The organism is Pseudomonas sp. NPDC089401 (assembly GCF_044749485.1).
In the GTDB taxonomy this organism is placed as follows: domain Bacteria; phylum Pseudomonadota; class Gammaproteobacteria; order Pseudomonadales; family Pseudomonadaceae; genus Aquipseudomonas.
On record NZ_JBIVIA010000008.1, the window covers coordinates 267,758 to 291,204 of the forward strand.

At 67.2% G+C, this 23,447-nt stretch carries 18 protein-coding genes; 1 reads left to right on the forward strand and 17 read right to left on the reverse strand.

All coding sequences use genetic code 11. From position 1 onward, the window contains the following. Nucleotides 1–4: 4 nt before the first annotated feature. Nucleotides 5–247, reverse strand: coding sequence for a hypothetical protein (locus ACIP21_RS19385; RefSeq protein WP_400690806.1), 243 nt, complete (start codon nt 245–247; stop codon nt 5–7). 855 nt (nt 248–1,102) lie between these two features. Here ACIP21_RS19385 and ACIP21_RS19390 point away from each other — a divergent pair. Next, a complete protein-coding gene (locus tag ACIP21_RS19390) occupies nt 1,103–2,731 on the forward strand; it encodes a hypothetical protein (protein ID WP_400690809.1) in 1,629 nt (542 codons plus the stop codon). Here the strand turns inward: ACIP21_RS19390 and ACIP21_RS19395 are convergent. The 16 genes from ACIP21_RS19395 to tssA form a co-directional block, all read right to left on the reverse strand. Continuing rightward, nucleotides 2,719–3,795 (reverse strand): serine/threonine-protein kinase, encoded by a 1,077-nt coding sequence (locus ACIP21_RS19395; protein ID WP_400690811.1) that lies wholly within the window; start codon nt 3,793–3,795, stop codon nt 2,719–2,721. The genes ACIP21_RS19390 and ACIP21_RS19395 overlap by 13 nt on opposite strands. Then, entirely contained in the window at nt 3,792–4,520 is a 729-nt protein-coding gene (locus ACIP21_RS19400; protein ID WP_400690814.1) for a PP2C family protein-serine/threonine phosphatase, read from the reverse strand. Before ACIP21_RS19400 ends, ACIP21_RS19395 begins: the two co-directional genes overlap by 4 nt. Beyond that, nucleotides 4,520–8,047, reverse strand: a complete 3,528-nt coding sequence (gene tssM, locus ACIP21_RS19405) for a type VI secretion system membrane subunit TssM (RefSeq protein WP_400690817.1) — start codon at nt 8,045–8,047, stop codon at nt 4,520–4,522. Before tssM ends, ACIP21_RS19400 begins: the two co-directional genes overlap by 1 nt. Before the next feature lie 14 nt (nt 8,048–8,061). Further along, complete coding sequence (gene icmH / locus ACIP21_RS19410; RefSeq protein WP_400690820.1) at nt 8,062–8,928, reverse strand: type IVB secretion system protein IcmH/DotU; 867 nt, start codon at nt 8,926–8,928, stop codon at nt 8,062–8,064. A gap of 5 nt (nt 8,929–8,933) precedes the next feature. Further along, entirely contained in the window at nt 8,934–10,265 is a 1,332-nt protein-coding gene (gene tssK, locus ACIP21_RS19415; RefSeq protein WP_400690823.1) for a type VI secretion system baseplate subunit TssK, read from the reverse strand. Further along, on the reverse strand, nt 10,262–10,768 hold the full coding sequence (gene tssJ / locus ACIP21_RS19420; protein ID WP_400690826.1) for a type VI secretion system lipoprotein TssJ: 507 nt from the start codon (nt 10,766–10,768) through the stop codon (nt 10,262–10,264). The genes tssK and tssJ overlap by 4 nt, the downstream gene beginning before the upstream one ends. 5 nt (nt 10,769–10,773) lie before the next feature. After that, nucleotides 10,774–11,955 (reverse strand): type VI secretion system-associated FHA domain protein TagH, encoded by a 1,182-nt coding sequence (gene tagH, locus ACIP21_RS19425; protein WP_400690829.1) that lies wholly within the window; start codon nt 11,953–11,955, stop codon nt 10,774–10,776. Nucleotides 11,956–11,973: 18 nt separating this feature from the next. After that, nucleotides 11,974–12,114, reverse strand: coding sequence for a type VI secretion protein (locus ACIP21_RS19430; protein WP_400690832.1), 141 nt, complete (start codon nt 12,112–12,114; stop codon nt 11,974–11,976). A gap of 68 nt (nt 12,115–12,182) precedes the next feature. Further along, entirely contained in the window at nt 12,183–13,712 is a 1,530-nt protein-coding gene (locus tag ACIP21_RS19435) for a sigma 54-interacting transcriptional regulator (RefSeq protein WP_400690834.1), read from the reverse strand. 10 nt (nt 13,713–13,722) lie between these two features. Beyond that, a complete protein-coding gene (gene tssH / locus ACIP21_RS19440) occupies nt 13,723–16,344 on the reverse strand; it encodes a type VI secretion system ATPase TssH (protein ID WP_400690837.1) in 2,622 nt (873 codons plus the stop codon). Nucleotides 16,345–16,350: 6 nt separating this feature from the next. Further along, complete coding sequence (tssG, locus tag ACIP21_RS19445) at nt 16,351–17,358, reverse strand: type VI secretion system baseplate subunit TssG (RefSeq protein ID WP_400690840.1); 1,008 nt, start codon at nt 17,356–17,358, stop codon at nt 16,351–16,353. After that, on the reverse strand, nt 17,322–19,109 hold the full coding sequence (tssF, locus tag ACIP21_RS19450; RefSeq protein WP_400690843.1) for a type VI secretion system baseplate subunit TssF: 1,788 nt from the start codon (nt 19,107–19,109) through the stop codon (nt 17,322–17,324). The genes tssG and tssF overlap by 37 nt, the downstream gene beginning before the upstream one ends. A gap of 101 nt (nt 19,110–19,210) precedes the next feature. Beyond that, nucleotides 19,211–19,630 carry a type VI secretion system baseplate subunit TssE gene (gene tssE / locus ACIP21_RS19455; RefSeq protein WP_400690845.1) on the reverse strand — a complete coding sequence of 140 codons (420 nt, stop codon included), beginning with the start codon at nt 19,628–19,630 and terminating at the stop codon, nt 19,211–19,213. 8 nt (nt 19,631–19,638) lie between these two features. After that, nucleotides 19,639–21,111, reverse strand: coding sequence for a type VI secretion system contractile sheath large subunit (gene tssC, locus ACIP21_RS19460; RefSeq protein ID WP_400690848.1), 1,473 nt, complete (start codon nt 21,109–21,111; stop codon nt 19,639–19,641). A 27-nt stretch (nt 21,112–21,138) separates the two neighbouring features. Next, on the reverse strand, nt 21,139–21,639 hold the full coding sequence (tssB, locus tag ACIP21_RS19465) for a type VI secretion system contractile sheath small subunit (protein WP_400690851.1): 501 nt from the start codon (nt 21,637–21,639) through the stop codon (nt 21,139–21,141). Between the two features lie 33 nt (nt 21,640–21,672). Continuing rightward, nucleotides 21,673–23,229, reverse strand: a complete 1,557-nt coding sequence (tssA, locus tag ACIP21_RS19470; protein ID WP_400690854.1) for a type VI secretion system protein TssA — start codon at nt 23,227–23,229, stop codon at nt 21,673–21,675. Between the last annotated feature and the right edge of the window lie 218 nt (nt 23,230–23,447).

Below are 23,447 nucleotides of genomic sequence, written 5' to 3' on the forward strand. Positions count from 1 at the left end.
AGCCTCAATGCAAAGTCCGAGGCTCAGTGGGTATCTGCACCTGAATCAAAGCCTGCTCGAGCAACGCCCGCAGCGCCTCCATCTCATGCATCGAGGTCATCATCAGGATCGATGCCGGTGACTTGGGCTGCAGCAGCAAGGCCTGATGCACCACGGTCGCTGCGCACAGCGCGTAGTCGGTGGCCTGGATCAGGGTTTCTTCAAGGGAATGGAAATCGTGGGGTGGATCGGGGACGATCTTTAACATGGTGGCACTCTCTATTGATTAGCTAGAGCCGCCACTCATGACTCGCAGTGTGATGGGTGGCGGCCACGTACGGGTCTGCAAGACCGGCAGAGAGCAAAATCCGGCAGGTTCGAAAACCTCCCGTACGCAGCCACCATCAAGCGCGCGCAATGGCAAACCATTGGCTATGGGTGATTGGTGCTTTTGCTCTGGTCGGGCTTGCAGGCCCGGTCGCTGGTTCAACAACGACAGGGCCACACTAGGTCGCCAGAAACACCACCGCAATAGGTCAAGGGCGGTAGGAAGCTAATTCAGAAATGGACTACAAACAACGGGAAAAATCTGAAGTTGTGGCTTGGAAAGGATCGTCTTGGGATTTTCAGCGCCTGTGAGATCGAGCGCCGCCCGCGCGGCGCTTCGCGGGTGAACCCGCTCCCACATTTGTTGCAACGTGCCGAACCTGTCAGGCCATGGTCGCCTGCCTTGGTGCATGCCTTGAGGCAGGTGGGGCGGCATCAATGCCCACCGCGATATCCAGTCATGCCAACAAGGCTGACAACCATGCCCTCACAGACATGGCCACGTTGCAACAAATGTGGGAGCGGGTTCACCCGCGAAGCGCCGCGCGGGCGGCGCTCGATCTCACAGGCGATGAAAATCTAAAGGCGAACACCCCCTGCCACCGCCCCTGTCACGGCAAACCCTCCCCCAGCAAAAATCAATGGCGAACCCGCAAAACCTGCCGATAACATCAACGTGCTACCATCCCGCCCCAAAGGATGCTCCACCGTTTCGACAAGGACCGCCACGCGTGACCACCCCTGCCCCAGCTTCGCCCTGCCCTCCCCATTCCCTGCGACTGCGGGGCCGTGCCTGATGCTCGACACCCTGCTGCAACGCTCCCGCCTCGGCACCGAACAGACGCCCTGGCAACGCACCGCCCGCGCCCTGTGGGGCGGCAACCTGCCGTTGACCCAGGCCCAGGGCAACCTGCTGGCGAAGCTGATGCTGCTGCCAAGCGTGGCCTTCCTGCTGCTCGCCCTGGCCTACCTGGCGCAGCTCAGCGACCTGATCGGCACCCTCACTCCACATGCCACGCTGCAGCGCTTCGCCCGCCATGGCCAGTGGCTGGTCGCGGTGGCGCTGGCATTGCCAGTGCTCAGCTGCCTGCTGCGCAAGGCCATGCGCCTGAAGTGGGGCTTTGGCCACACGCTGCTGTGGGCGCTGATCACCTGCGCCAGCAGCCTGTACCTCGGCTACCACGCCCAGCGCCTGCTGGTCGATGGCCTGGTCGAGCGCGCCAGCCCCAGCCAGCAGGCCCAGGCGGCGTTCGGCATCCCGCTGCTCAACCGCATGCTCGAACATGACCTGCGCCTGGACGGCCAGGCCGCCACGGCCAAGCAACTGCACAACCCGCAGGGCAAATGGCGGATGGCCGAACTGGCTCTGCAACTGCCCAGCGCCAGCCACCTGCCGGTGACCGAGGGGCTGACCGCGCAGGCGTTCTTCGAGCAGCTCGCCGACCAGCAGCGCGGCGGCCTGGAACACAACTACCAGCGCTACCTGCAAGCCACCGGCCGCCAGGAAGACCACTACCGCCAGTACCGCCGTGCCGGCCTGTACTACGCCGGCGCCACCAGCCGCCTGGCGATCATCCAGCGCCAGGGCCAGGCCTGGAACGATTACCTGCGCCTGCTCACCCAGCGTGGGCGCACGCTCAACCCGTGGAACCTGCCGCTGGCCGAATGGCAGCCGGTGCGCTTCGTGCTGCGCGAGCAGATGAACGTGCCGGTCAACGACCTGTGGCGCCCGGAAGACCGCCGTGGCTTCAACCAGGCGGTGGCCACCCAGGTGCGGCGTGAAGCGCGCAACGCCTTCGCCGAGGCGCTGCAGGCGCGCATCAACGCCGGCTGGATCGAGCCCGGCCTGACCCGCACCGGCTTCCTCGCGGTGAACGGCATCCAGGCGCAGTGGCGCCAGGACCTCGACCTGCCCGCCGGCATCACCCTGTATGCCTACCTCACCGAAGAAGCCTTCGACCGCACGGTGTACCAGCCGGCGCTGCAACACGACGCCCGCGAGATGATCAAGCTGCGGGTGGCCGACAGCGACGACCTGTCGACCCTGGGCCGCGACAGCTACCGCGACCTGGTCACCCCAGGCATCAGCGTGCTGTTGCTCCTCTGCGGGCTGGCGGTGCACTTGTTCCGCACCCTCAGCTACCTGCTGCGCCTGGTGCAGCCGCAGCCGCTGGGCCTGTACCTCAAGTTGCTGGCGCTGTACGTGGTGGTGCTGGGCAGCCTGCTGGCGTTCACCGGCAAGGCGCGGGTGCCTGCCATCCCCCTGGCACAGGGCGACAGCGAAAACCTGGTGGTGAAGATGGCCCATGGCGCCTTGCAGCGCCTCGCGCCCCAGCAGCCGCAGTTATATGCCTGGGGCGACGATATTCGCCGGGGTCTGCTGGGTGGTTACGGCTTTGGCACCCCCGCCAGTCAGGACGACTGAGCGGGGCTCCAGGCACCTTTGAGGCGCGCCCAGAAGCCCTGGGCGGCGAAGGCGTCACGCAGTTGCGCGGCGCTGATGCGGCGTTGCTCGGGGTCGAACGACAGGGCCACGCGCAAGGCCGACCAGGCCTTGGCCGGCAGCCCTGGCGGCGCCTTGAGCTCACGCTGCAGGCCCTGCTCACGCGCTTTGAGCGCTGGCACGCGGTTGAACGGGTGGCGCCCGCAGGCCAGCTCGTACAGCACGCAGGCCACCGCATACAGGTCGCTGGCCAGGCTCGGCTTGCCGCCTTCGAACAGCTCCGGCGCGGCGTAAGCCGGGGTCCAGGCTTCGAAGCGGCCATAACTCAGATGTGGCAGCTGGGCCAACGGTCCATCCAAGGCCATGCCCAGGCCGAAATCGAACAGGCGCACGCCGTCGTCGCCGAGCATCACGTTGCTCGGCTTGATATCGCCATGCACCACGCCCTGGCCATGCACGCAGGCCAGGGCGTCGAGCAGCGGCACGGCGACCTCGCGCAACTCCGGCCAGGCCAGGCCCAGGGGCTGGTCGCAGAGCACCCGGTCAAGCGCGCTGCCCTGCATCAGCTCCATGCAAAAGAAGCCGCGCCGGCACTGCGGGTCGACCGCAAAGCCGTGCAAGCGCACCAGGTTGGGATGGCGCAGGTGACTGGTCAGGGCGTACTCGTTGAACAGCAAGGCGTTGGCATCGGCCGAGGCCGACAGCTGGTCGCTCATCAGCTTGATCGCCAGCAACGGATGCGGGTCACCGTAGCTTTCCTGCAGCAGGTCGCGGGCGCGGTACACCAGGCCCATGCCACCGGCACCGAGCAGGCGTTCGAGGCGGTAGCGGCCGAGCAGCACGTCGGGCACCGGCAGCACCTCGACGGCGGCCGGGGCGACCGGTGTGGGTGCCGCGGGCGCGGCCTTGGCCTTGCCCCGGCGTTTGCGCCGGCCCTTGCCGCCGTTGCCACGGGCGGGCTCGGCGGCGGCCTGGGTGAAGGCGAAATAGGTGGCATCGGCGCCCTGGTCGAGGACGTCGAGCACGTCGATCGGCTCGCTGCTCATCGGTGCACCACCACGGCGGTCAGGTTGTCCCGCGCCGCACCACCGAGGGCGGTGTCGAACAGCCGCTGCAAGGCGTCGGCCGGCGACGCCAGGCCCAGGGCGTGGCCGAGGCCGTCGCTTTCCAGGCTGTCGTAGAGGCCGTCGCTGCACAGCAGGAACACATCGCCCGGCAGCGCTTCGAACTCCAGCACTTCCAACTTGAGCTCGGCCCTGGCGCCGACGGCGCGGGTCAGTGCCCGCGCCGAAGGGTGCTCACGGGCCTTTTCGGCGCTCATCTGCTGCTGGTCGATCAGTTGCTGCTGCAGCGAGTGGTCGCGGGTCAGCTGGTACAGCCGCTGCCCGCGCCACAGGTAGCAGCGGCTGTCGCCGGCCCACACGCAAGTGCCGCGGCGGCCTTCGAGGAGCAAGGTGACCACGGTGCTGCCGACCACCCGCGCCTGGCCGGCCACGCTCACCGTCAGCTCCTGGCCGAGGCGGCGGTTGATCCAGTGCAGGCACTGGCGCACCGCAACCACGCGCTCGTCGAAGCTGGCGCCCGGCGCCAGCTCGGCCAGGCTCTCGACGATCATCTGGCTGGCGACATCGCCATCCTCATGCCCGCCCATGCCGTCGGCCACCGCCCACAGGCCGTGCTGCGGGCAATCGAGGAAGGCATCCTCGTTGCGCGCACGCACCTTGCCGGCGTCGGTGCGCGCGGCGCTGCGCCAGGGGCTGGCCTGGGCCATCACAGTTCACCCGGCAGGCGCAGGCCACGCAGCACGCTGAGGTCGAACGGGTTCGGCGTGCGCTGGCTGGTCACCAGGTAGTTGGCGCGCATGCCGCCGACATTGGCCTTCAGCACCAGGGTCTCGCGGCCCTTGAGGTACTCGGTCTGCATCAGGTCGAGCAGGCGGAACAGCGCCCACGGGCCACCGTTCTTCTCCAGGGTCATCGGCCGGCCGTTGATCTGCTCCAGGGTCAGGCTGCTGTTGCCGTCCTGGGCGTCGGTCGGCCACTTCAGCGTGGTGGCGACGATCGGGCCGTGGCGGTAGTCGATCACCTGGTCGCCGAAGCGCAGCTCGGCGCGGCTCACCGACGGGTCGAGGGTGTACGGCTCGATCTTGAACTGCACCTGCGGTTCCTGCGGGTTCTGCGCGAAGAAGCTCTGGCGCACGGCCTGGATCACGCCCATCTGGTCGAGGAACGCCTTGGTCATCGGCAGGCTCTGGCCGTCCAGGCTGCGCAGGCGGTAGGCGCCCGGCTCACCGCTGACGAACGGCTTCATGTAGCTGTCGAAGAACTGGTCGGCAACCCCCTGCGCCTTGAAGAAGTCGCGGAAATCGCTGATCGCCACGTCGCCGGTGCCGGCGGCGTTGAACGGGTAGCGCGACTCGATGGCCTTGCCATAGAAGCTGTACAACTCGCTCTGGTAACGCTGGTTGAGGTAGTTGTAGCTGTCGTTCAGGACCATGCGCCAGATGTCGTCGGAGAGCAGGTTGAACCACCCCGCGACCGGCCGCGGCAGGCGCGCGGTGCCGTTGCGCAGGCTGCTCAGGGCATCACGCTGCCCCGACATGCGCGCCTTGGCCATCTGGTACGAGGCTTCCTCGACCTGGTTGGACCGGGCCAGGCCCGCCAGCTGCTGTTGCAGGTCGTTGAGCGCCTGCAGGGTCGGTGCCAGGTCCGGGCCGGGGCCGTTGTTGTCGTCGAGCAGCCGGTGCAGCGGCTCGAAGCGCCGTTGCAGGGCCTTGCGCGCGGTGTCCGGCAGCGGCTTCTTGGCCAGTGCATCGCGGGCCTTGCCGGCCACCGCGCCGGCCACGGCCGCGCCGCCCTTGCCGAGCTTCTTCGCGGCCGCCTTGCCAGCGGCGGCTTCGGCAGCCTGCTCGCCTTCGTCGGGCTCGTCAGGCAGGGTCGGGAAGCGGGTGTTCTCGCGCACTTCGGTGAGCAACAGCAGCAACGGCGAGTTGGCGGCGGTGAGTGCCGAGAGCTGGTCGGCACCTTCGCCGGCATCGTTGAACGGGATCAGGCCGACCTGGTTGACCGCCTCGCCCCAATAGTTGGCATAGTCGCGGAAGTACAACTGCTCCAGCTCGACCATCAGCCGGCGCATGTCCATGTCGCTGATGCCCGGGCCTTCGCCCAGCACCCAGTTGTCACGCAGGATGTCGGTGACCAGGTTGGCGCCCTGCACCGAGAAGTACTGCTGGTAGCCCTGGGAGGTGTAGAAGCCAGGGATGGCGTAGTCGACGCCGACGAACTGGCTGGCCTGCGGGCCGAGCTGTTGGCTGAGGCGGTATTCCGGCAGGCTGCGGGCCTGTTCGCGCAGCACCCGGTAGACCACGCTGGCCAGGGATTCGGCGCGCAGCACCTGGCGTGCCTGGGCCACCAGCGCATCGTTCAACGGCAAGGCGAAAGGCTGCTGCTGCAGGCGGGCGAAGTGCGCGTTGAGCGCTTCCTGGGCCGCGGTGTTGCCGTTGTAGCGCTGCGACCAGCCCGCCGCCACCCAGTCCTGCAGCCAGGCCTGGTCGCGACGATCCGGGTTGCCCAGCATCAGGTAGGCGCGCAGGCTGTTGAGCAGGCGCTCGCGGTTTTTCAGGTTGCTGCGGATCTGCCCTTCGACCATCTGCGCCACGCGCGGCAGCAGCACTTGCTCCAGCTCGCGCTGGTAGGTCGGCTGCAGCACCTCGTTGGCCGGCACGCCCTGGTACAGGCCGCCCCGGTGCAGCAGCGTCACTTCGCCACTGGCCGGGAACACCAAGGACGCCTGGTAGGCGGTGTCCAGCGGCTTGAGCGCGGCCAGGGCGTCATCGCGAGCGTCGAGGGCCTTGTGCTGGTGCTGCCACTGGCGCGCCAGCTCGCGCAGCTGTTCCAGGCGCTCGTGGTTGCCGGAGAAGCTGTTGGCCCAGAGCAGGCCGAACAGCGCCAGCGCCCCCAGCGCGGTCAGGTACACGGCGCGCTGGCCCCAGTGGATGCGGCGGCGTTCGCGCTGGTCGAGGCCGGCCAGGTCGTACTCGGGGAACACCACGCGGGTGAACAGCTGCAGCATGAAGCGCGAACGCCCCTGCTGCGGGCCGCGCCCTGGCAGGCCCGGGTTGAAGCCGTTGTCGCTGTCGACCTGAGGCGCCTGGTGCGGCGCGCTGGTCAGGTAGAAGCCGCGCAGGTGGCTGGCGCGCTGGTAGCGGTTGCCGGTGAAGGCGTTGTCCACCAGCAGGCACAGCATGTCGCCGACGCGCCCGAGCTGGTGCGGGAAGTCGAGGATGCGCGCCCGGCGCATGGTGTTGCGCTCGTGGTGCATGCGCTGGGTGACCTGGTCGCCCAGGCGTTGCAGCAGGCCCTGGAGTTCGTTGGCCAGCAGCTCGGTATCGGCGCCGTTCTTGCCCTTGCCGAAGGTGATGCCGAACACCTGCTCGTTCTCTTCGCGCGATTGCTGGTCGAAGAACTCGTCGAAGCCGGCCAGGCGGTCGGCCTTGCTCAGCACCAGGTACACCGGCAGGTCCTGGTGCAGGCGCTGGCGCAGCTCCTGCAGGCGTGCACGGACGTTCTTGGCCAGCTCTTCCACCGCGCCCGGGCCGCCCACCAGGGTGTCGATCGGCACCGTGATGATCACGCCGTTGAGCGGGCGATTGCGCCGACGCTGGCGCAGCAGGTCGAGCAAGGTGCGCCAGGCGCTGCCGTCGAGCTCGCTGTCGCTCTGGTCGAGGAAGCGGCTGGAGGTGTCGACCAGCACGCCCTGCTCGGCGAAGTAGAAGTCGCAGTAATCGCCATCACCCGGCGCCCGGGACAACCTGCGCTCCAGGGCATTGATCGGGAATTCCAGGCCCGAGTGTTCCAGCAGGCTGGTCTTGCCCGAGCCGCTGGCGCCCAGTACCAGGTACCAGGGCAGCTCACGGCGCCAGCGGTCGTGGCGCCCGCCGTACAGGCTGGAAGTGTTGAGCGTGGTCAAGGCGTGCTTGAAGCGCGCCTTGAGCTCCTTGGCTTCCTCGTGCTTGCGCTCTTCGCGCTCCAGGCGTTCCTGGCCGCCCTCTTCTTCCAGTGCCTTCTGCTTGCGGTTGTTGGCGCGCCAGCTGGCGAACACCATCCACAGGCCCCAGACCAGGAACAGCACGCTGATGGTCAGCAGCCGCGCGGCGGCGTCTTCCCAGAACTTGTCGTCGGCAATCGCCAGCAGCGGCCCGGCGAACCACACCAGCAGGGCCAGGGCCAGCACCAGCAGCAGGCTCCAGACCCAGGTACGGGCGAGGAAGGCGCCTACTTTCTTGAAAAAATTCTTCATCACAGGTCCTTGTGTCACGGCCGCAGTTGGGCCGCACTCTGCTCAAGCGTCTGGAAAGGTTGCAGGACGGTGGCGCGCTGCTCGCCCAGCACCCAGGCAAAGCCCGAATACAGCACCACCAGGCACACCACGGTGAACAGCGCGACGCTCCACCACGGCACGATGCGCACCGGGCTCTGCCGCTGGTCGAGGCCTTCCCAGCGCGGCGCCAGCTCGCGCGGCACGTCGCCGCGCAGTTGGCGGATCTGCCGGAACAGCGCGTCGCGGATGCCTTCGAGCTCGGACATGCCGCGGTCGATGACCCGGTACTTGCCCTCGAAGCCCAGCGACAGGCACAGGTACATCAGCTCGAGCATGGCCAGGTGCTTGACCGGGTTCTTCGACATGCGGTCGAGCAGCGAGAAGAACTTCTCGCCACCGAAGGTCTCGTTCTGGAAGGCGCTGAGCAGGCTCATCTGCGACCACTGGCTCTCGTTGCCCCAGGGCGTGGTGACCACCGCCTCGTCGACCACGGTGCACAGCACGTAGCGCGCCACGGTGATCTGGCTGGGGTCGACGCCTTCGTACTGGATGCGCGCATCGAAGGTGCGGATGCAGGCGCTGAGGTGCTCCTTCAACTGGTTGAGGTTTTCCGCAGCTTCGCTATGCTTGAGCCGCACCACCTCCGACAGCACCTCGCTGGCGGCGGCCACCAGCGGGTTGAGGCCGACGTTGAAGCTGCCGCTGGCCGGCAGGCGCGCCGAGTAGACCATGCGCTGTTCCAGCTGCTCGACCTTGGCCGCGCCGCCCATGCTGGTCAGCGATTCGCCGGAAGGAGCCGAGCCATCCTGGTTGTACAGGACGGTCTTGTCGTCCTGCGGGTGTTCCATGTCCTTGCTCATTGCGCTCAGTTCCTGATGGCCCAGAATTTCAGTTCGAGATCGGAGAACTCACTGGTGACGTGGAAGGCGAAGCCACCGGAGCCATCCATCTTGGCGCGATCTGCGGCATCGAGTTCGACGATGAAGTAGGTCTTGTTGGCGTGGAACGGGATCTGCCGCGGCGCCACCGGCAAGGGTTTGACCTTGAGCCCGGGCAGGTGCAGGTTGACCAGCTGGCGGATGCGCTCCACCGGGCCGACCTTGAGGTGCGACGGCAGGCGCTGGCGCAGCTCTTCGGATTCGCAGTTGGCACTGGCGGCGAGCACGAACGAGGCGGTGGTGAGCAGGCCCTGGTCGTGCAGCGGCGAGACCAGGATGCCGTACTGGCGCTGTTGCAGTTCCAGCTCGATGGCGTGCTGTTCGAGCACCATCGACAGCACCTGGCGGATCGACTCCATCAGCTTGCGGAAGCTCGCGCCCTGGTCGCTGTGCTGGTAGCGGGCATCCACCCGTGGGCGCTTGGTGTCGCTGGAGAAGGTCGACAGGTCGCCGAGCATCACCAGGAAGGTGCGGTACAGCTCTTCGGGGTGCACCTGCTCCAGGTTCAGGTAATGGCGCAGCAGCAGCTCGGTGCGGTTTATCAGTTGCAGCATCATGAAGTCGCCGACTTCGGCGCCGCCGACCTTGCCGTTGGAACGGATGCGCTCGGCCAGGGTGTCGCCGCGCAGCGCCAGCATGCTGATCACTTCCTTCAGGCACGACTGCAGGTACACCGAGGACTGGGTGCGGATGTAGGTCGGCACGAAGTCCGGGTCGAGGCTGATCACCCCGTCCGGCGAGGTGTCGAGGATCTCGCAGACCTTGAGCTTGACGTAGGCTTGGTCGCCCTGCTGTTCGCCCAGCAGCAGGCGGAAGTCGGGGCGCGCGCAGTTGATCTGGGTGGCGTTGTCGTCACCGGCGTTGGAGTCGCTGACTTCCAGCTCGTAGGTGGTATAGCGGGTCAGCACTTCGGCCTGCTCGGGCCGGCGTGCCTCGACGTGGTTGCCGGTGACCAGCGGCAGGGCCATGAAGATCGGCGTGGCGCCGGTGTTCGGCGGTACGTCCAGGGCCAGTGGCTCGCTGCTGCCGCCGAGCTCGAACAAGCTGCCGTCGGGCAGGATGCCGGCGGCGCGGCTGATCACCAGCTTGCCCATGGTGAGAAACTGCAGGTCGATTTCCAGGTCGATGAAGCCCCAGGTGCAGTTGCCCAGCAGCTGCGTGCGGGTTTTCATCTGGCTGTCGTAGTAACGGTCGTTGTGCTGGAAATGTTGAGGGCGCAGCAGCATGCCCTCTTGCCAGACTACCTTGTGCACGTTCATCGCTGATCACCCGCTTGTGCCACGGCTGGCACGCCGTTGTGGATACCGGTCTTGTCCAGGTAGAGGTTGGCGACCACCCGCTCGCCGATACGGATCGGCTGCACCCGGCGCCATTCGGCCTGCTCCAGGTCGCGGTAGGCGGCCAGTACGCCGACGAAGCGGCTGCCCGGGTCGATGCTCAGTTTCAGGGTCAGGGTTTCGCCCGGGCGCAGCTCGTGCTCCTCGCTGGCCACCAGGTCCAGGTCGAGGGCCTCCTTCGGCCGCAGGTAGAGGGTGAAGAAGTCGGTGCTTTCGAAGGCCACCGGGTGCTTGAGCTCGTACACCCGCACCACCACCGGCGATGGCCGGCCGTTGATGTCGAGGTTGAGCTGGTCGGTGGCGTTCAGGGTCAGGTCGAGCTTGGTCATGTCCGAGTACGGCGACAGCGCGCTGCAGCCGGCCAGCCAGGTCAAGGCCGCCAGGGCCCACGCCGCCCTGAACAGTGTGCGAGTGAAGTGTGTCATGCAGGTCATCCTTGCGGGTCGTGGTGAAGGGAAGCGATCAGGCGCACCTGCTCTTCGTAGGTACGGGCGAAGTCCTTGGCCAGCAGGCGCTCGCTCCAGTCGGCGTCGGCGGCCAGTGCCTCGTGGTGGCGCACGTACTGCTTCCAGCGGCTGCCGAACAACGGCTTGCGGCCCTGGCGCTCGAACTGCAGGGTCAGCTGGCTCGGGGCGAAATGTTCGAGGGTGCTGCGCAGTGCATTGCGGCTGGCGCCGAGCAGCGCCACCTGGTGCGCCTGCAGGTCGCGGAAGGCCTGGGCCACGGCCTGCTCGGCCGACAGCTGGCCGGGGCGGCGTGGCTTGAGCAGCTCGCCCAGGGCCTGGTCGGGGTCCAGCGGCGCCTTGATCGGGTTGCGGCTGGCGCCCTGGGGCGTGGTCAGCGACAGGCGCAGTTCGTTCTTCAGCTCGCTGCGGGTGCGCAGGCTCTGCTGCAGGGCGCCGACGCTGTGGCGCAAGAGGCCGGCGGCCTGCACGGCGAGGTCTTCGCGGGCCTGGTCGTCGAGGCCGGCGACGTCGACGCCCAGGGCCGCGCCGAAGCGTGCCCAGAACGACTCGCCCAGGCGCTCGCGCGGGGCCGGCTGCGGCGCCGGTTCATCGACCGGAGGCGCCACCAGGGTCGGCACGATGATGTTCTCGCGGTCGATCTGGGCGTAGTCGGCACGCAGCTTGGCCGGCGTTTCCGGCAACGTCATGGCGGCCAGTTCGTCCATCGGCCGCAGGCGCGACTCTTCCTCGTCCAGCGCGACCATGGGGTCGAGCCCGAGGAAGGCGTCGTCAGGGATGATGTTCGAGCCCATCTGGCCCAGGCCGACGTCCATGCCCTGGCTGCTTTCGATCAGCCGCGCGCGCACTTCCACGTCGCCCATCTGGTACACCGCGCCCTGCTCGATGCGGTAGGCCTCGCCCTTGCGCAGTTGCGCGCCGTTGCTGGCCAGGCGGATACCGTTGCTGCTCTGGTCGATGAGGTAGAAGACACCGTCGCGGCAGGTGACTTCGGCGTGGTGGCTGGAGAGGTGACGCTTGTCATCCTCGATGCTCCAGTGGCAGTCCTTGGCGCGGCCGATAAGGCCACCGCCGCGGCCGAACGACTTGCTCGGCGAGTCGGTGCGGCCGTGCTGGCGCTTGTCCACCAGTTCGAAAACCAGTTCCATGGTCAGGGCTCCTTGGGCTCAGTTGCCGCGGTTGAGGGCCTGGGGGTCGCCCACTGGCCGGTAGCTGTCGTCGTCGAACTTGTAGTTGCCGGTGCAACCCGCCAGGGCGAGTGCGGTTACCAGGGCCAGCAACGCGGCCCGCCAGTGACGCTGAAACATCGGAACGACTCCATGTGCGGAACAGGCGCGCGCCCGTCGGGGGGCGCCTTGGGTAAGGGGAAAAAGGTTCATGCCAGGCGGCCCGTGCTGTCGCCGATCTGGATGTTCAGGCGGCCGAGGCGGTACAGCAGGGTGCGCCGCGGCAGGCCCAGCTCGCGGGCGGCCAGGGTCTGGTTGCCGTCGTGCTTGCGCAGGCAGTCGAGCAGCAGGTTGCGCTCGACCTGTTCGAGGCGTTCGCGCAGGTTCAGCTCGCCATCGCAAGGCGGTGGCTCGCTGCTGTTGAGGGCGAAATGCGCGGCCTCCAGCTCGCTGCCTTCGCACAGCACCACGGCGCGTTCGACCAGGCCCTTGAGCTCGCGCACGTTGCCGGGGAAGGCATAGCCTTCGAGGTGGTCGAGGGCGCCGCCGGACCAGGCCACCGGGCTGCGCTGCAGGAAGGCGCAGGCCTTGTCGGCGAAGTGCCGGGCCAGGGCCAGGACATCGCCGTCGCGCTGGCGCAGCGGCGGCAGCTCGATGGGGAATTGCTTGAGGCGGTAGTAGAGGTCTTCGCGGAACAGCCCTTCGCTGACCATCTGCGCCAGGTCGCGGTGGGTGGCGGCGACGATGCGCACGTCGATCTTGTGCGTGCCGTTGGCGCCCAGCGGGCGGATCTCGCCTTCCTGCAGCACGCGCAGCAGCTTGGCCTGCAGCGCCAGCGGCATGTCACCGATCTCGTCGAGCAGCAAGGTGCCGCCGTGGGCGGCGTCGAACAGCCCGGGGCGGTCGCGGTCGGCGCCGGTGAAGGCGCCCTTGCGGTAGCCGAACAGCTCGCTTTCCAGCAGGTTCTCGGGGAATGCCGCGCAGTTCTGCACCACGAACGGGCCGGAACGGCGCGGGCCGTAGTCGTGGATGGCGCGGGCCACCAGCTCCTTGCCGGTACCGGTCTCGCCCAGCACCAGCACGGTGTAGGGGCTGTGCAGCACCTTGCTGATCATCTGGCAGGTCTGGCGCATGGCCGGGCTGTCGCCGATCAGGCCGTAGCTGCCGACCACCGCTGGCGCGGCGACGCTGGCCTGGGCCTGTGGCAGTGGCTGGCGCAGGCGCCGCAGCAGCTGCAGCTGGGCCATGGCGAAGGTGCCCAGGCGCCCCAGCGAATCGGCGAACACGGCCAGCTCGCCGCGCTCCCGAGCGACGCACAGCAGCACGCCGACCACCTGTTGCCGGGCGTTCACCAGCGGCACCGCCAGCAGGCTCTGCCACGGCGCGGCCTGGGGCGGCAGGAAGCTGGTATCGAACACGCTGTTGGCCAGCTCGGCGATGCTCACCACACGGTTCTGGCACAGGGCGAACTGCAACAGCTGCTCGCCGTTGTAGTCGGCCGGCAGGCTGGAGCAATCGCGCGCCAGCAGGCGCCCGTCGAGCCACGCCACTTCCAGCCCCAGCCGGGTGTGGGTGGAGTCGAGCAGGTAGGCCTGCACCAGCGCGCAGCCGCTGAGCCCGGCCACCGCCTGCACCAGCGCCTGCAGCAGGCGCTGGTCGTCACCGGCGGCGGCCAGTTCGGTAAAAGTCCCCAGCAGGGACTCGGCGTAGGCCAGCGGCTGCGGCACGTGGGTGAACATCACGCCCACCTCAGGCGAACTCGCAGATCACGCCTGCGTGCGCATCGAGGGTGGCGTGCACACGGCTGATGTCCTCGCCGCTGGCCATGGCATCGAGCAGGCGGTCGGCGACTTTCGGCAGCACGTGCGAGTCCAGCAGGTGGTCGATCAGGCGCGCGCCGCTCTCGCTCTGGCTGCAGCGCTCGGCGAGGTGGTCGACCAGCGCCTGGCAGTAGCTGAACGCCAGCTGGCGGCGTTGCAAGCGCTCGCCGAGGCGGCCCAGCTTGATCTCGATGAGCTCGCGCAGCACCGGGCCGCCGACCGGGTAGTACGGCACCACGCGCATGCGCGCCAGCAGGGCCGGCTTGAAGTGGCGGCTGAGCACCGGGCGGATCTGCTGCTCCAGCAGCTCGGCGTCCGGACGCTCGCCGTTTTCGCAGAGGGCGCTGATCTGCTCGCTGGCCAGGTTCGAGGTCATCAGGATCAGGGTGTTGCGGAAGTCGATCTGCCGCCCTTCGCCATCGTTGGCCACGCCCTTGTCGAAGATCTGGTAGAACAGGTTGAGCACGTCCGGGTCGGCCTTCTCCACCTCGTCCAGGAGGATCACCGAGTACGGCTTCTGGCGCACGGCTTCGGTGAGCATGCCGCCTTCGCCGTAGCCGACGTAGCCCGGTGGCGCGCCGATCAGGCGCGACACGGTGTGCTTCTCCTGGAACTCGGACATGTTGATGGTGGTGATGAAGCGGTCACCGCCGTACAGCAGGTCGGCCAGAGCCAGGGCGGTTTCGGTCTTGCCGACGCCGCTGGGGCCGACCAGCAGGAACACGCCCACCGGCGCATCGGGCTTGTTCAGGCCGGCGGCGGTGGCGCGCATGGCGCGGTTCAGGGCGTGCACGGCCTGCTCCTGGCCACGGATGCGGGTGCGCAGGTCGTCGGCGAAGCTGATCACCTTGGCGTTGTGCTCACGGGCCAGCTGGGTCAGCGGCACGCCGGTCCAGGCGCTGATCACTTCGGCGACCAGGCGCGGGCAGACTTCGGCGCTGACCAGGCGCTCTTCGGCCTGGGCGTCGAGCAGCGCGTGGTGGGTTTCGGCCAGGCGCTGTTGCAGTTGCTCGCGGGTTTCGACCGCGGCGTGCTCCTCGCCCTCCTCGCCTTCTTCAACGGTGGCCTCGACCGGCGCGTTGGCCACTTGCTGGCGCAGTTCCAGCACCTGCTCGGCCAGCTCGCGCTGACGGGCCCAGCGCACATTCAACTGCTGCTCCTGTTCGGCCGCTTCGGCCAGGCGCTGGACCAGGCGCTCGAAGGCTTCCTGGTCGATCTCCAGGCCCGCTTCGGCATCACGGCTCAGGGCATTGCGCTGGCGCTCGCCTTCGGCCAGCTCGGCACGCAGGCGCTCCAGGCTGTCGGGCGCGGCGGCCAGGCTGATGCGCACGCGGGCGCAGGCGGTGTCGAGCACGTCGACCGCCTTGTCGGGCAGCTGGCGGCCGGTGAGGTAGCGCGCCGACAGCTCGGCGGCGGCGACCACGGCGTCGTCACGCAGGTAGATGCCGTGGCTCTTCTCGTAGAGCTGGGCCAGGCCACGCAGGATGGTCACCGCCTCGCCCACGGTCGGCTCGTGCAGCTGCACCGGCTGGAAGCGCCGCGCCAGCGCCGGGTCCTTCTCGAAGTACTTCTTGTACTCGGCCCAGGTGGTGGCGGCGATGGTGCGCAGCTCGCCACGGGCCAGCGCCGGCTTGAGCAGGTTGGCGGCGTCCGAGCCGCCGGCGTTGCCACCGGCACCGATCAGGGTGTGGGCTTCGTCGATGAACAGGATGATCGGCCGGGGCGCGGCCTTGACCTCGTCGATCACGCCCTTCAGGCGCCGCTCGAACTCGCCCTTGACGCTGGCTCCGGCCTGCAGCAGGCCCATGTCCAGCGCCAGCAGGTCGACACCTTGCAGGGCCGGCGGCACTTCGCCGGCGACGATGCGCGCGGCCAGGCCTTCGACGACGGCGGTCTTGCCCACGCCGGCCTCGCCGACCACGATCGGGTTGTTCTTGCGGCGGCGGGCGAGGATGTCGATCATCTGGCGGATCGAGCTGTCACGGCACAGCACCGGGTCGAGCTTGCCGGCGCGGGCCTGCTCGGTGAGGTTGTGGGTGAAGCGCTGCAGCATCGACTCGCCCTGGGGCTGGCCGGCGGCCTTCGGCGCGGCCGGTTGCTGGGCCAGCGCGTAGCCCTTGAGGCGTTCGATGTCGAGGCGCCCGAGCAGCTTCTGGTAACGGCTGCCGGCGTAGCGCAGCGGGTTGCGCAGCAGCGCCAGGATCAACGCGGCCTGGTCGACCTGGGCCTGGCCCAGTTCGAGGTTGGACACCAGCAACGCGTCCTGCAGCCACTGCACCAGCTCCGGGGAGAACACCGGGTTGCGCGTGGCGCTGTGCTCTACCCCCGGGTGCAGCGCGGCCTGGAACTCGCCGGCATCCACCTGGGCGTCCTGCAGCGCGCGCTGCAGCAGGCTGCCCTCGCGCTCGAACAGGCCGAGCAGCAGGTCTTCGACGAGGATCTTGCTGCCGCCACGGGCCACGCAGCGCTCGGCGCAGCGTTCCAGGTCGCGGCGGCTGTCGGCGTCCAGGGCCTGGACGAGTTGTTGCAGGTCTACGTTGATCATGCTCATTGGTCCTTAATGAATTTTGCTTCCCAGGGTCACCACGCCATCGGCGCGCTCGCGACCCAGCCAGCTGGTCCAGCCCAGGTGGCAGACGTTCTGTTCGCCGATGCGCAGCTCGCGGATTTCTTCGCGGCGCAGTTCCAGGCGGATGTCGTAGTCGAGGGGGTCGCGCAGGGTGAAACGCACCAGCGCGCACAGCGGCTGGTAGCCGAAGCCGATCGGCAGGAATTCGTGAAAGCGCTGCCAGTCGAGCTGGGTGATGTGGATGCGGAACTTGCCGCTGCGGTCGCGCACGTGCTCGCCCAGCACCGCGTCCTCGCCCAGCAGGCTGTTGGCCAAGCCCAGGCGGTTGCACTGCTCTTCGAGGATTTCCACGCGGCGCTCCAGGCATTGCTCGATGACCAGGTCGGCGTGCTTGAAGTAGTAACGCAGCACCGCCTCGATCAGCGCCGCCGAGTGGGCGCGCAGGCTGAGCACGCCGAGGTACGGCAGCAGGCGCTTCCAGTTCAGCTCCTTGGCCTTGCGGATTTCTTCGCCGCCGAGGCCGATCAGGGCGAACAGGTGCGACGAGAAGCCGTCCAGCGCGCCGCTCTTGAAGCTGGCGCGGTAGCGGTACTTGCGCCAGATCGGCAGCAGCAGGCGTTGCAGGCGGTGGTGGAACAGGTCGAGGAACTGCCGCGTCGGGTTGCCGTCCTCGCTGTCGCCCAGCGCCTGCTCGCCATAGAACGCCGGCAGCGGCGAGCTGGAGCCGATCAGGCCGATCAGGTTGAAGCGCATGCGTGCGCGCAGCTGGCCGTGCTCGTGGAAGAACTCCACGCGATCGACGTCGCTGCGCGGAAAGCCCAGGCTCGGGTTGGCCTCGAATTCGAGCAGGTCGTAGAGTTCCTCGTCGTCCAGGTACGGGTAATGCTCGCGCAGCTGGTCGGTGACCAGCAGCACGGCCTGGAACAGCGAGTACTCGCGGATGCCGCGGCTGAGCCTGCTCAGAGCAGGGGCTGCAAGCCCATGCGTGGTGTCCACTGGTACACCTCTCCTTGTGTGCTTTTGACCCGCAGCTCGTGGTACGAGTTGAGGCTCGCGTAGAGCGCGAAGAATTCGTTGAGCACCGAGGCGAAGACGAACAGGTCGCCCTCGCCGATGTAGCCCTCGGGGTCGATCGTCAGTTCCGTGCGCAGGCCGCGCAGCGGCAGGCCCCGGTGCAGGCGGTCGACGTGCTGGTGGCGGATCGCCTTGAGGCCGCCGAGCAGGCGCCGGCTGACCTTTTCCGCGTGCTGGTCGTAGTAGCGCGGCAGGTCGTAGGTTTCGAGGATCACCTTCAGCGCATCCACATCGGCCAGCGACAGGTAGTTCAGCGACATGTTGCTGATCAGCTTCCACAGGAAGTCGCGGTTCAGCGGCGGCGCATAGCTGGCGGTGACCGCGGTGATGTTGCGGAAGGTGAGGAACTCGGGGGTCTGCTCGCTGAGCATGCAGATGTCGCCGAGCTTCAGCTGGCGCGGCAGGTTCTGGTTGGTGCAGGTGAGCTCGATCGACAGGGTCTCGTGGGACTCGCCACTGTGCACGCCGAAGCTCAGGTAGGTGTCGAGGCCGTCGTGCAGCAGCGAGGAGCGCTGGCGCAGGCTGTAGTGCGAGCGGCTGACCGGCACGTCGAAGCTGGGGTCGTGCTCGAACGATTCGAACGGCACGTATTCCTGGTAGCCCAGGCCGCCCGGGCTCCAGCCGGTGACGCTGTCGACCGAGAACACCCCGCAGTGCTCCGGGTCGAGCTCGGCGGGCAGCAGCAGGTATTCGTCCTGCTTGCCATCCAGGCGGATCGGCAGGGCGTCGTGCTTGAACAGGTTGACGATCGGCGTGCAGTACAGCTTCACGTTGTCCAGGGTCGGGCGCAGGCGCTGGGCCTCGGCCTTGCGGATGTCGAAGCGCACTTCGACGCCGTGCACCTGCTTGAGGGTTTCTTCGGGCAGGCTCTGCAGCACGTCGAGGCCATTGACGTCGACGAACAGGAACTTGTCCTGGAAGGCGAAGTACTCCTGCAGGAAGCGGTAGCCGCGGAAGGTGTTCAGCGGGTACGGGATCAGCGCCTCTTCCTCGGCAAAGCCCACCGGGTTGACCGTGGCATTCTTCGCCTTGAGCAGCAGCGGCTCGCCGGCGGCGTTGAGCATCGGCTTGCCGTTGGCGCCCAGCGGCAGCAGCTCGATGCCGGCCAGGCCGCGCAGCAGGCTGAGGTAGAGCATCTGGCTGATGTAGCGCTCACCGGCCAGGTGCAGGCGCAGGCGGCTGAGCTTGACGTCGCCGACGTTGCCGTCGCAGTTCATCTCCAGGCGCAGGCTGAGCAGCGCGCCCTGGCCGTTGAGCGAGTAGTTCAGCGCGCTGAGCTTGAGCGGCAGCACGTCGGTCGGGTAGCAGGTGCGGAAGCGGCAGCTGACGCCGTCGATCGGCCGGCCTTCCACCGGCGTGTCGCGCTCCACCCGCAGGGCCGGGCCGGCCTGGCGCAGGGGGTCGAACTGCAAGATGCTGAAGGCTGGCAGCGGGCGCATGTAGTTGGGCCACAGCAGCAGCATCAGCGAGTGGGTGAGCTCGGGCAGCTCGTCGTCGAGCTTCTGCCGCAGGCGGCCGGTGAGGAAGGCGAAGCCTTCGAGCAGGCGCTCGACATCCGGGTCGCGCCCGGCCTGGCCGAGGTACGGCGCCAGCGCCGGGCTGCGCTCGGCGAAGCGGCGGCCCAGCTGGCGCAGTGCCGTCAGCTCGCTCTGGTAGTAATGGTTGAAGGACATCCTTGGTCTCGCCTGGGTTCGCTCGTGGTGCCACAAGTGGCGGGGTTGCGCGTGGTCGCGGGTGACGCGGGGCTGACCGGGCTATGCGGGGGGCTCCATCATCAGTCTCCTTGACCTACGCTGACTTGCCCGCTGCCATCCAGGCGCGCGGCAAAACTGACCTGACGCTTGATGCCGTTCACTTCAAGCTGGCCTTCGATACTGAAAGCCAGCTTGAGCTGATCGTGATCACGCGGTCGGGAAATCACTTTCACGTCGGACAGGCGCGGCTCGTAGGCCTCGATGAAATGCTCGATGGCCCGGCGGGCCTGGCTGAGCGCGTCGTGCAGGCTCAGGCGCATGTCATTGAGGTCGGGCAACCCGTAGTCGGCGAGCGTCTGCACGCTGCCGGCCCGGGTGCTGAGCATCTTCGCCAGATGAGCGGCCACGGAAGCCATGGCGGCATCTTCACGCCGCCAGTTGGCGCGCTTGTCGGCTTCGCCGCTCAAGCGTTCGAACAGGCTTCCGTATCCACTCGTCATCGGCGTGCTTACTCCTTGTCCAGCTTGCCGACCAGCGACAGGGTGAAGTCGGCACCCATGTACTTGAAGTGCGGGCGCACGTTCAGGCTCACGCGGTACCAGCCCGGCTCACCTTCCACGTCGCTGACGATGACCTGCGCCGCACGCAGCGGACGACGGCCACGCACTTCGGCGCTCGGGTTTTCCTGGTCGGCCACGTACTGGCGGATCCACTTGTTCAGTTCCAGCTCGAGGTCGGTGCGCTCCTTCCAGGAGCCCAGCTGCTCGCGCTGCAGGACCTTGATGTAGTGGGCCAGGCGGTTGACGATCATCATGTACGGCAGCTGGGTGCCGAGCTTGTAGTTCAACTCGGCGGTCTTGCCTTCGGCGCTGATGCCGAAGAACTTCGGCTTCTGCGCCGAGTTGGCCGAGAAGAACGCGGCGTTGTCGCTGCCCTTGCGCATGGTCAGGGCGATGAAGCCCTCTTCGGCCAGCTCGTATTCACGACGGTCGGAGACCAGCACTTCGGTCGGGATCTTGGTCTCGATCTCGCCCATGCTCTCGAAGTGGTGCAGCGGCAGGTCTTCCACCGCGCCACCGCTCTGCGGGCCGATGATGTTCGGGCACCAGCGGAACTTGGCGAAGCTGTCGGTCAGCTTGGTGCCGAAGGCGAACGAGGTGTTGCCCCACAGGTAGTGCTCGTGGCTGTTGGCCACGGTTTCGCGGTAGACGAACGACTTGACCGGGTTCTCTTCCGGGTCGTACGGGTTGCGCAGCAGGAAGCGCGGTACGGTCAGGCCGATGTAGCGCGCGTCCTCGGACTCGCGGAAGCTCTGCCATTTGGTGAACTGCGGGCCTTCGAAGTGATCTTTCAGGTCCTTCAGGTCCGGCAGGCCGGTGAAGCTTTCCAGGCCGAAGAATTTCGGGCCGGCGGCAGCGATGAACGGCGCGTGGGACATGCACGACACGCTGGACACGTACTGCATCAGCTTGACGTCGGGCGAGCTCGGCGACATGAAGTAGTTGGCGATCACCGCGCCAACCGGCTGGCCACCGAACTGGCCGTATTCGGCGGTGTAGATGTGCTTGTACAGGCCAGCCTGCATCACTTCCGGCGAGTCTTCGAAGTCGTCCAGCAGGTCCTGCTTGGAAACGTTGAGGATCTCGATCTTGATGTTTTCGCGGAAGTTGGTCCGGTCGACCAGCAGCTGCAGGCCGCGCCAGGCCGATTCCATGGCCTGGAAGTCGGTGTGGTGGAGGATCTCGTCCATCTGGCGGCTGAGCTTGGCATCGATCTCGGCGATCATGCGGTCGACCAGGGCCTTCTTGACCGGCTCACCGTCGTTCTGCGGCTTGAGCAGTTCTTCGATGAAGGCCGACACGCCGCGCTTGGCGATGTCGTAGGCTTCGTCGTCCGGGGTCAGGCGGGTTTCGGCGATGATGCTGTCGAGAATGCTCAGTTCGCTGTTCTCGGCGCTCTGTTGCTGTGCGGCGGTGCTCATGGCAAATAGCTTCCTTGGCTAGGGGGATCAGGCGTCCGGCTGGGCGTTCATGCCCAGCTCGCCGAGCACGCGCTCGCGCGACTCGTTGTCGGCCAGCACGCCTTCGATGGCCTTGCGGAAGGCCGGGGCGTTGCCCAGCGGGCCTTTCAGGGCGACCAGGGCTTCGCGCAGTTCCATCAGCTTCTGCAGCTCCGGTACCTGCTCGACCAGGCTGGCCGGGTTGAAGTCCTTCATCGAGTTGATGCGCAGGCTCACCGCCAGCTCATCACCTTCGGCGCCTTCCTGCAGGCGGTTCGGCACGGCCAGGGTCATGCTCAGTTCCTGCTTGGCCAGCACTTCGTCGAAGTTCATCTTGTCGATGCTGATCGGCTTGCGGTCTTCAATCTTGCGATCGTCGGCGCGCAGGGTGTAGTCACCGATCGCCAACAGTTTCAACGGCAGTTCGATCTCTTCCTGAGCGCCGCCGGTGGCGGGTTTGAACGTGACGTTGATGCGTTCCTTGGGGGCTACCGAGCCTTCTTTGGCCATTGGTGTTCTCCTTGAGGGTTATGGCCCTTGGGCCTATTCGAGTACGACTTCGAGATCGAGATGGCACAGACGGCGATAGATCTCGTCCTTGCGCTCGCGAACCACGTGGTTCTGCGGCAGCAATTCACAGCAGGTGTGCAACAGATGCAGCACCTGCAGCGACAGGTCTGGCTCCCAGGCATCCAGGCCGGATTGGGCCAGCTGCAGATCGAGGGCTTCCAGTTGGGTCTTGGCCAGCTCGTATTTCTTGGCGGTGAAGCACAGCCGGGCCTGGCTCAGTTGCCAGAAGAAACGTTCGCGCCCGCCGTGGGCGCCCTGCATCTGCTGCTTGAGCTGCTGCACGGCCTTTTTCAGGCCGTCCTTGCGCAACACCGGCAGCACCGCTTCCAGGGCTTGTTCCCAGGGCGCCTGACGCTCGCCGGGTTCGCTGACCGGCTGCTCGACCACGGCCTGCAGGTGCGGGGTGACCTGGGCGGCGATCCAGGCGCGGGTCTCGGGGTCGGCGAACGGCGTGCCGTCGTGGAACTTGAGCTCGATGACGCTGGGCAGGCGCTGCAGCAGCGAGGCGAAGTTCATCTCCACCTCGCGCATGCCGGCCTCGACGTTCAGCGCCTGGCAGCATTCCCAGACCATGCGCTGGCCGTCGAACCAGAACGGCGCCTTGGCCACGCTGTTTTCCAGTTCCACCAGCAGGTCCGCGTAGGCGCCCTGCTCGAAGCGCTCGCGGTAGCTCTTGAGCTTGTCGGCGGGCAGGCCGCGCAGGGCGGTGACGTTCTCGGCGTTGCGCTCGGGCATGGCCTCGATCGGCAGCCACAGCAAGGTGCGGTTCAGGCGCAGGGCGCGCAGGTCGGTGGCCTTCTGCCGCTGCCACCACACGCACAGCTGGCGGCCCTGCTCCTGCTGGGCACGCAGGGCCTTGTTGGCGTCCTTCTCGCTTTCCACCGGCTCGCCGGGGGTGAACAGCTGGGTGGCGGCCTGCTTGACCTGGTTGACGATGGCGCCGACGCTGCCGGCCGGCGGCTCGTTGCTGGCCGAGCGCTGTACCTGGTTCTTCAGGGCACGGCTGATCGGCAGCAGCATCGGTGCGCCGTCACCGAGTTTTTCCGAGAGCGCGGCTTCGAGGCCGGCGAGGTGCTCGACCATCTGCTGGAACAGCGGCAGCTGCTCCTTGATCGGGATGTCGGTGTTCAGCGCCTGCTCCAGGCGTGGCACCAGCCAGCCGATCGCCGCCGAACGGGTACGCGCCTTGAGCGGGTGAACGCTGTCCCAATGCTGCTCGCACAGCTGACGCAGCATGCCCAGCCCGGCCAGCAACCCGGCATAGGATTCACGCTGGTACAGCGCCCAGGTCAGCCAGGCGCCGACGCGCAGGTCCTTGGACTGCTCACGCAGCAGCGCTTCACTGTCTTCGAGGATCTTCAGCCAGTCGACCTGGCCACTGGCGTGCATCGACTGGGCTTTGCCCAGCTCGGCTTCGAGGGCTTCGAACTCGGTGGAGAAACGCACGTCTTCACCGGCAAAGGCACCCGGTGCGATGGCGTTAGTGGCGAGTTCGGCGAAACGCGTCGCCAGTTTGGAAGAGTAGGACATCCATTTCTCACAATGCGAACTTGCATAGGCCCGATATATGGGCGTAGTCATTATGGGGAAATGACAAAGTTCTGCGGTTCAAGCTCACACTCCGGTGAGCCGTGGGTAATCAGTTGCGTAGCCTAATGCCAGTAATGGCGCATTGCAACCACCCAAATAGATAGATAATAGTTCGCGAAACCCTCGTCTAGGGGTTTCCCTGATGCGACCTAATATAT

Coding starts and splice junctions, on each gene's coding strand:
- ACIP21_RS19385 (WP_400690806.1), bottom strand. CDS start 247: ATGTTAAAGATCGTCCCCGATCCACCCCACGATTTCCATTCCCTTGAA.
- ACIP21_RS19390 (WP_400690809.1), top strand. CDS start 1,103: ATGCTCGACACCCTGCTGCAACGCTCCCGCCTCGGCACCGAACAGACG.
- ACIP21_RS19395 (WP_400690811.1), bottom strand. CDS start 3,795: ATGAGCAGCGAGCCGATCGACGTGCTCGACGTCCTCGACCAGGGCGCC.
- ACIP21_RS19400 (WP_400690814.1), bottom strand. CDS start 4,520: ATGGCCCAGGCCAGCCCCTGGCGCAGCGCCGCGCGCACCGACGCCGGC.
- tssM (WP_400690817.1), bottom strand. CDS start 8,047: ATGAAGAATTTTTTCAAGAAAGTAGGCGCCTTCCTCGCCCGTACCTGG.
- icmH (WP_400690820.1), bottom strand. CDS start 8,928: ATGAGCAAGGACATGGAACACCCGCAGGACGACAAGACCGTCCTGTAC.
- tssK (WP_400690823.1), bottom strand. CDS start 10,265: ATGAACGTGCACAAGGTAGTCTGGCAAGAGGGCATGCTGCTGCGCCCT.
- tssJ (WP_400690826.1), bottom strand. CDS start 10,768: ATGACACACTTCACTCGCACACTGTTCAGGGCGGCGTGGGCCCTGGCG.
- tagH (WP_400690829.1), bottom strand. CDS start 11,955: ATGGAACTGGTTTTCGAACTGGTGGACAAGCGCCAGCACGGCCGCACC.
- ACIP21_RS19430 (WP_400690832.1), bottom strand. CDS start 12,114: ATGTTTCAGCGTCACTGGCGGGCCGCGTTGCTGGCCCTGGTAACCGCA.
- ACIP21_RS19435 (WP_400690834.1), bottom strand. CDS start 13,712: ATGTTCACCCACGTGCCGCAGCCGCTGGCCTACGCCGAGTCCCTGCTG.
- tssH (WP_400690837.1), bottom strand. CDS start 16,344: ATGAGCATGATCAACGTAGACCTGCAACAACTCGTCCAGGCCCTGGAC.
- tssF (WP_400690843.1), bottom strand. CDS start 19,109: ATGTCCTTCAACCATTACTACCAGAGCGAGCTGACGGCACTGCGCCAG.
- tssE (WP_400690845.1), bottom strand. CDS start 19,630: ATGACGAGTGGATACGGAAGCCTGTTCGAACGCTTGAGCGGCGAAGCC.
- tssC (WP_400690848.1), bottom strand. CDS start 21,111: ATGAGCACCGCCGCACAGCAACAGAGCGCCGAGAACAGCGAACTGAGC.
- tssB (WP_400690851.1), bottom strand. CDS start 21,639: ATGGCCAAAGAAGGCTCGGTAGCCCCCAAGGAACGCATCAACGTCACG.
- tssA (WP_400690854.1), bottom strand. CDS start 23,229: ATGTCCTACTCTTCCAAACTGGCGACGCGTTTCGCCGAACTCGCCACT.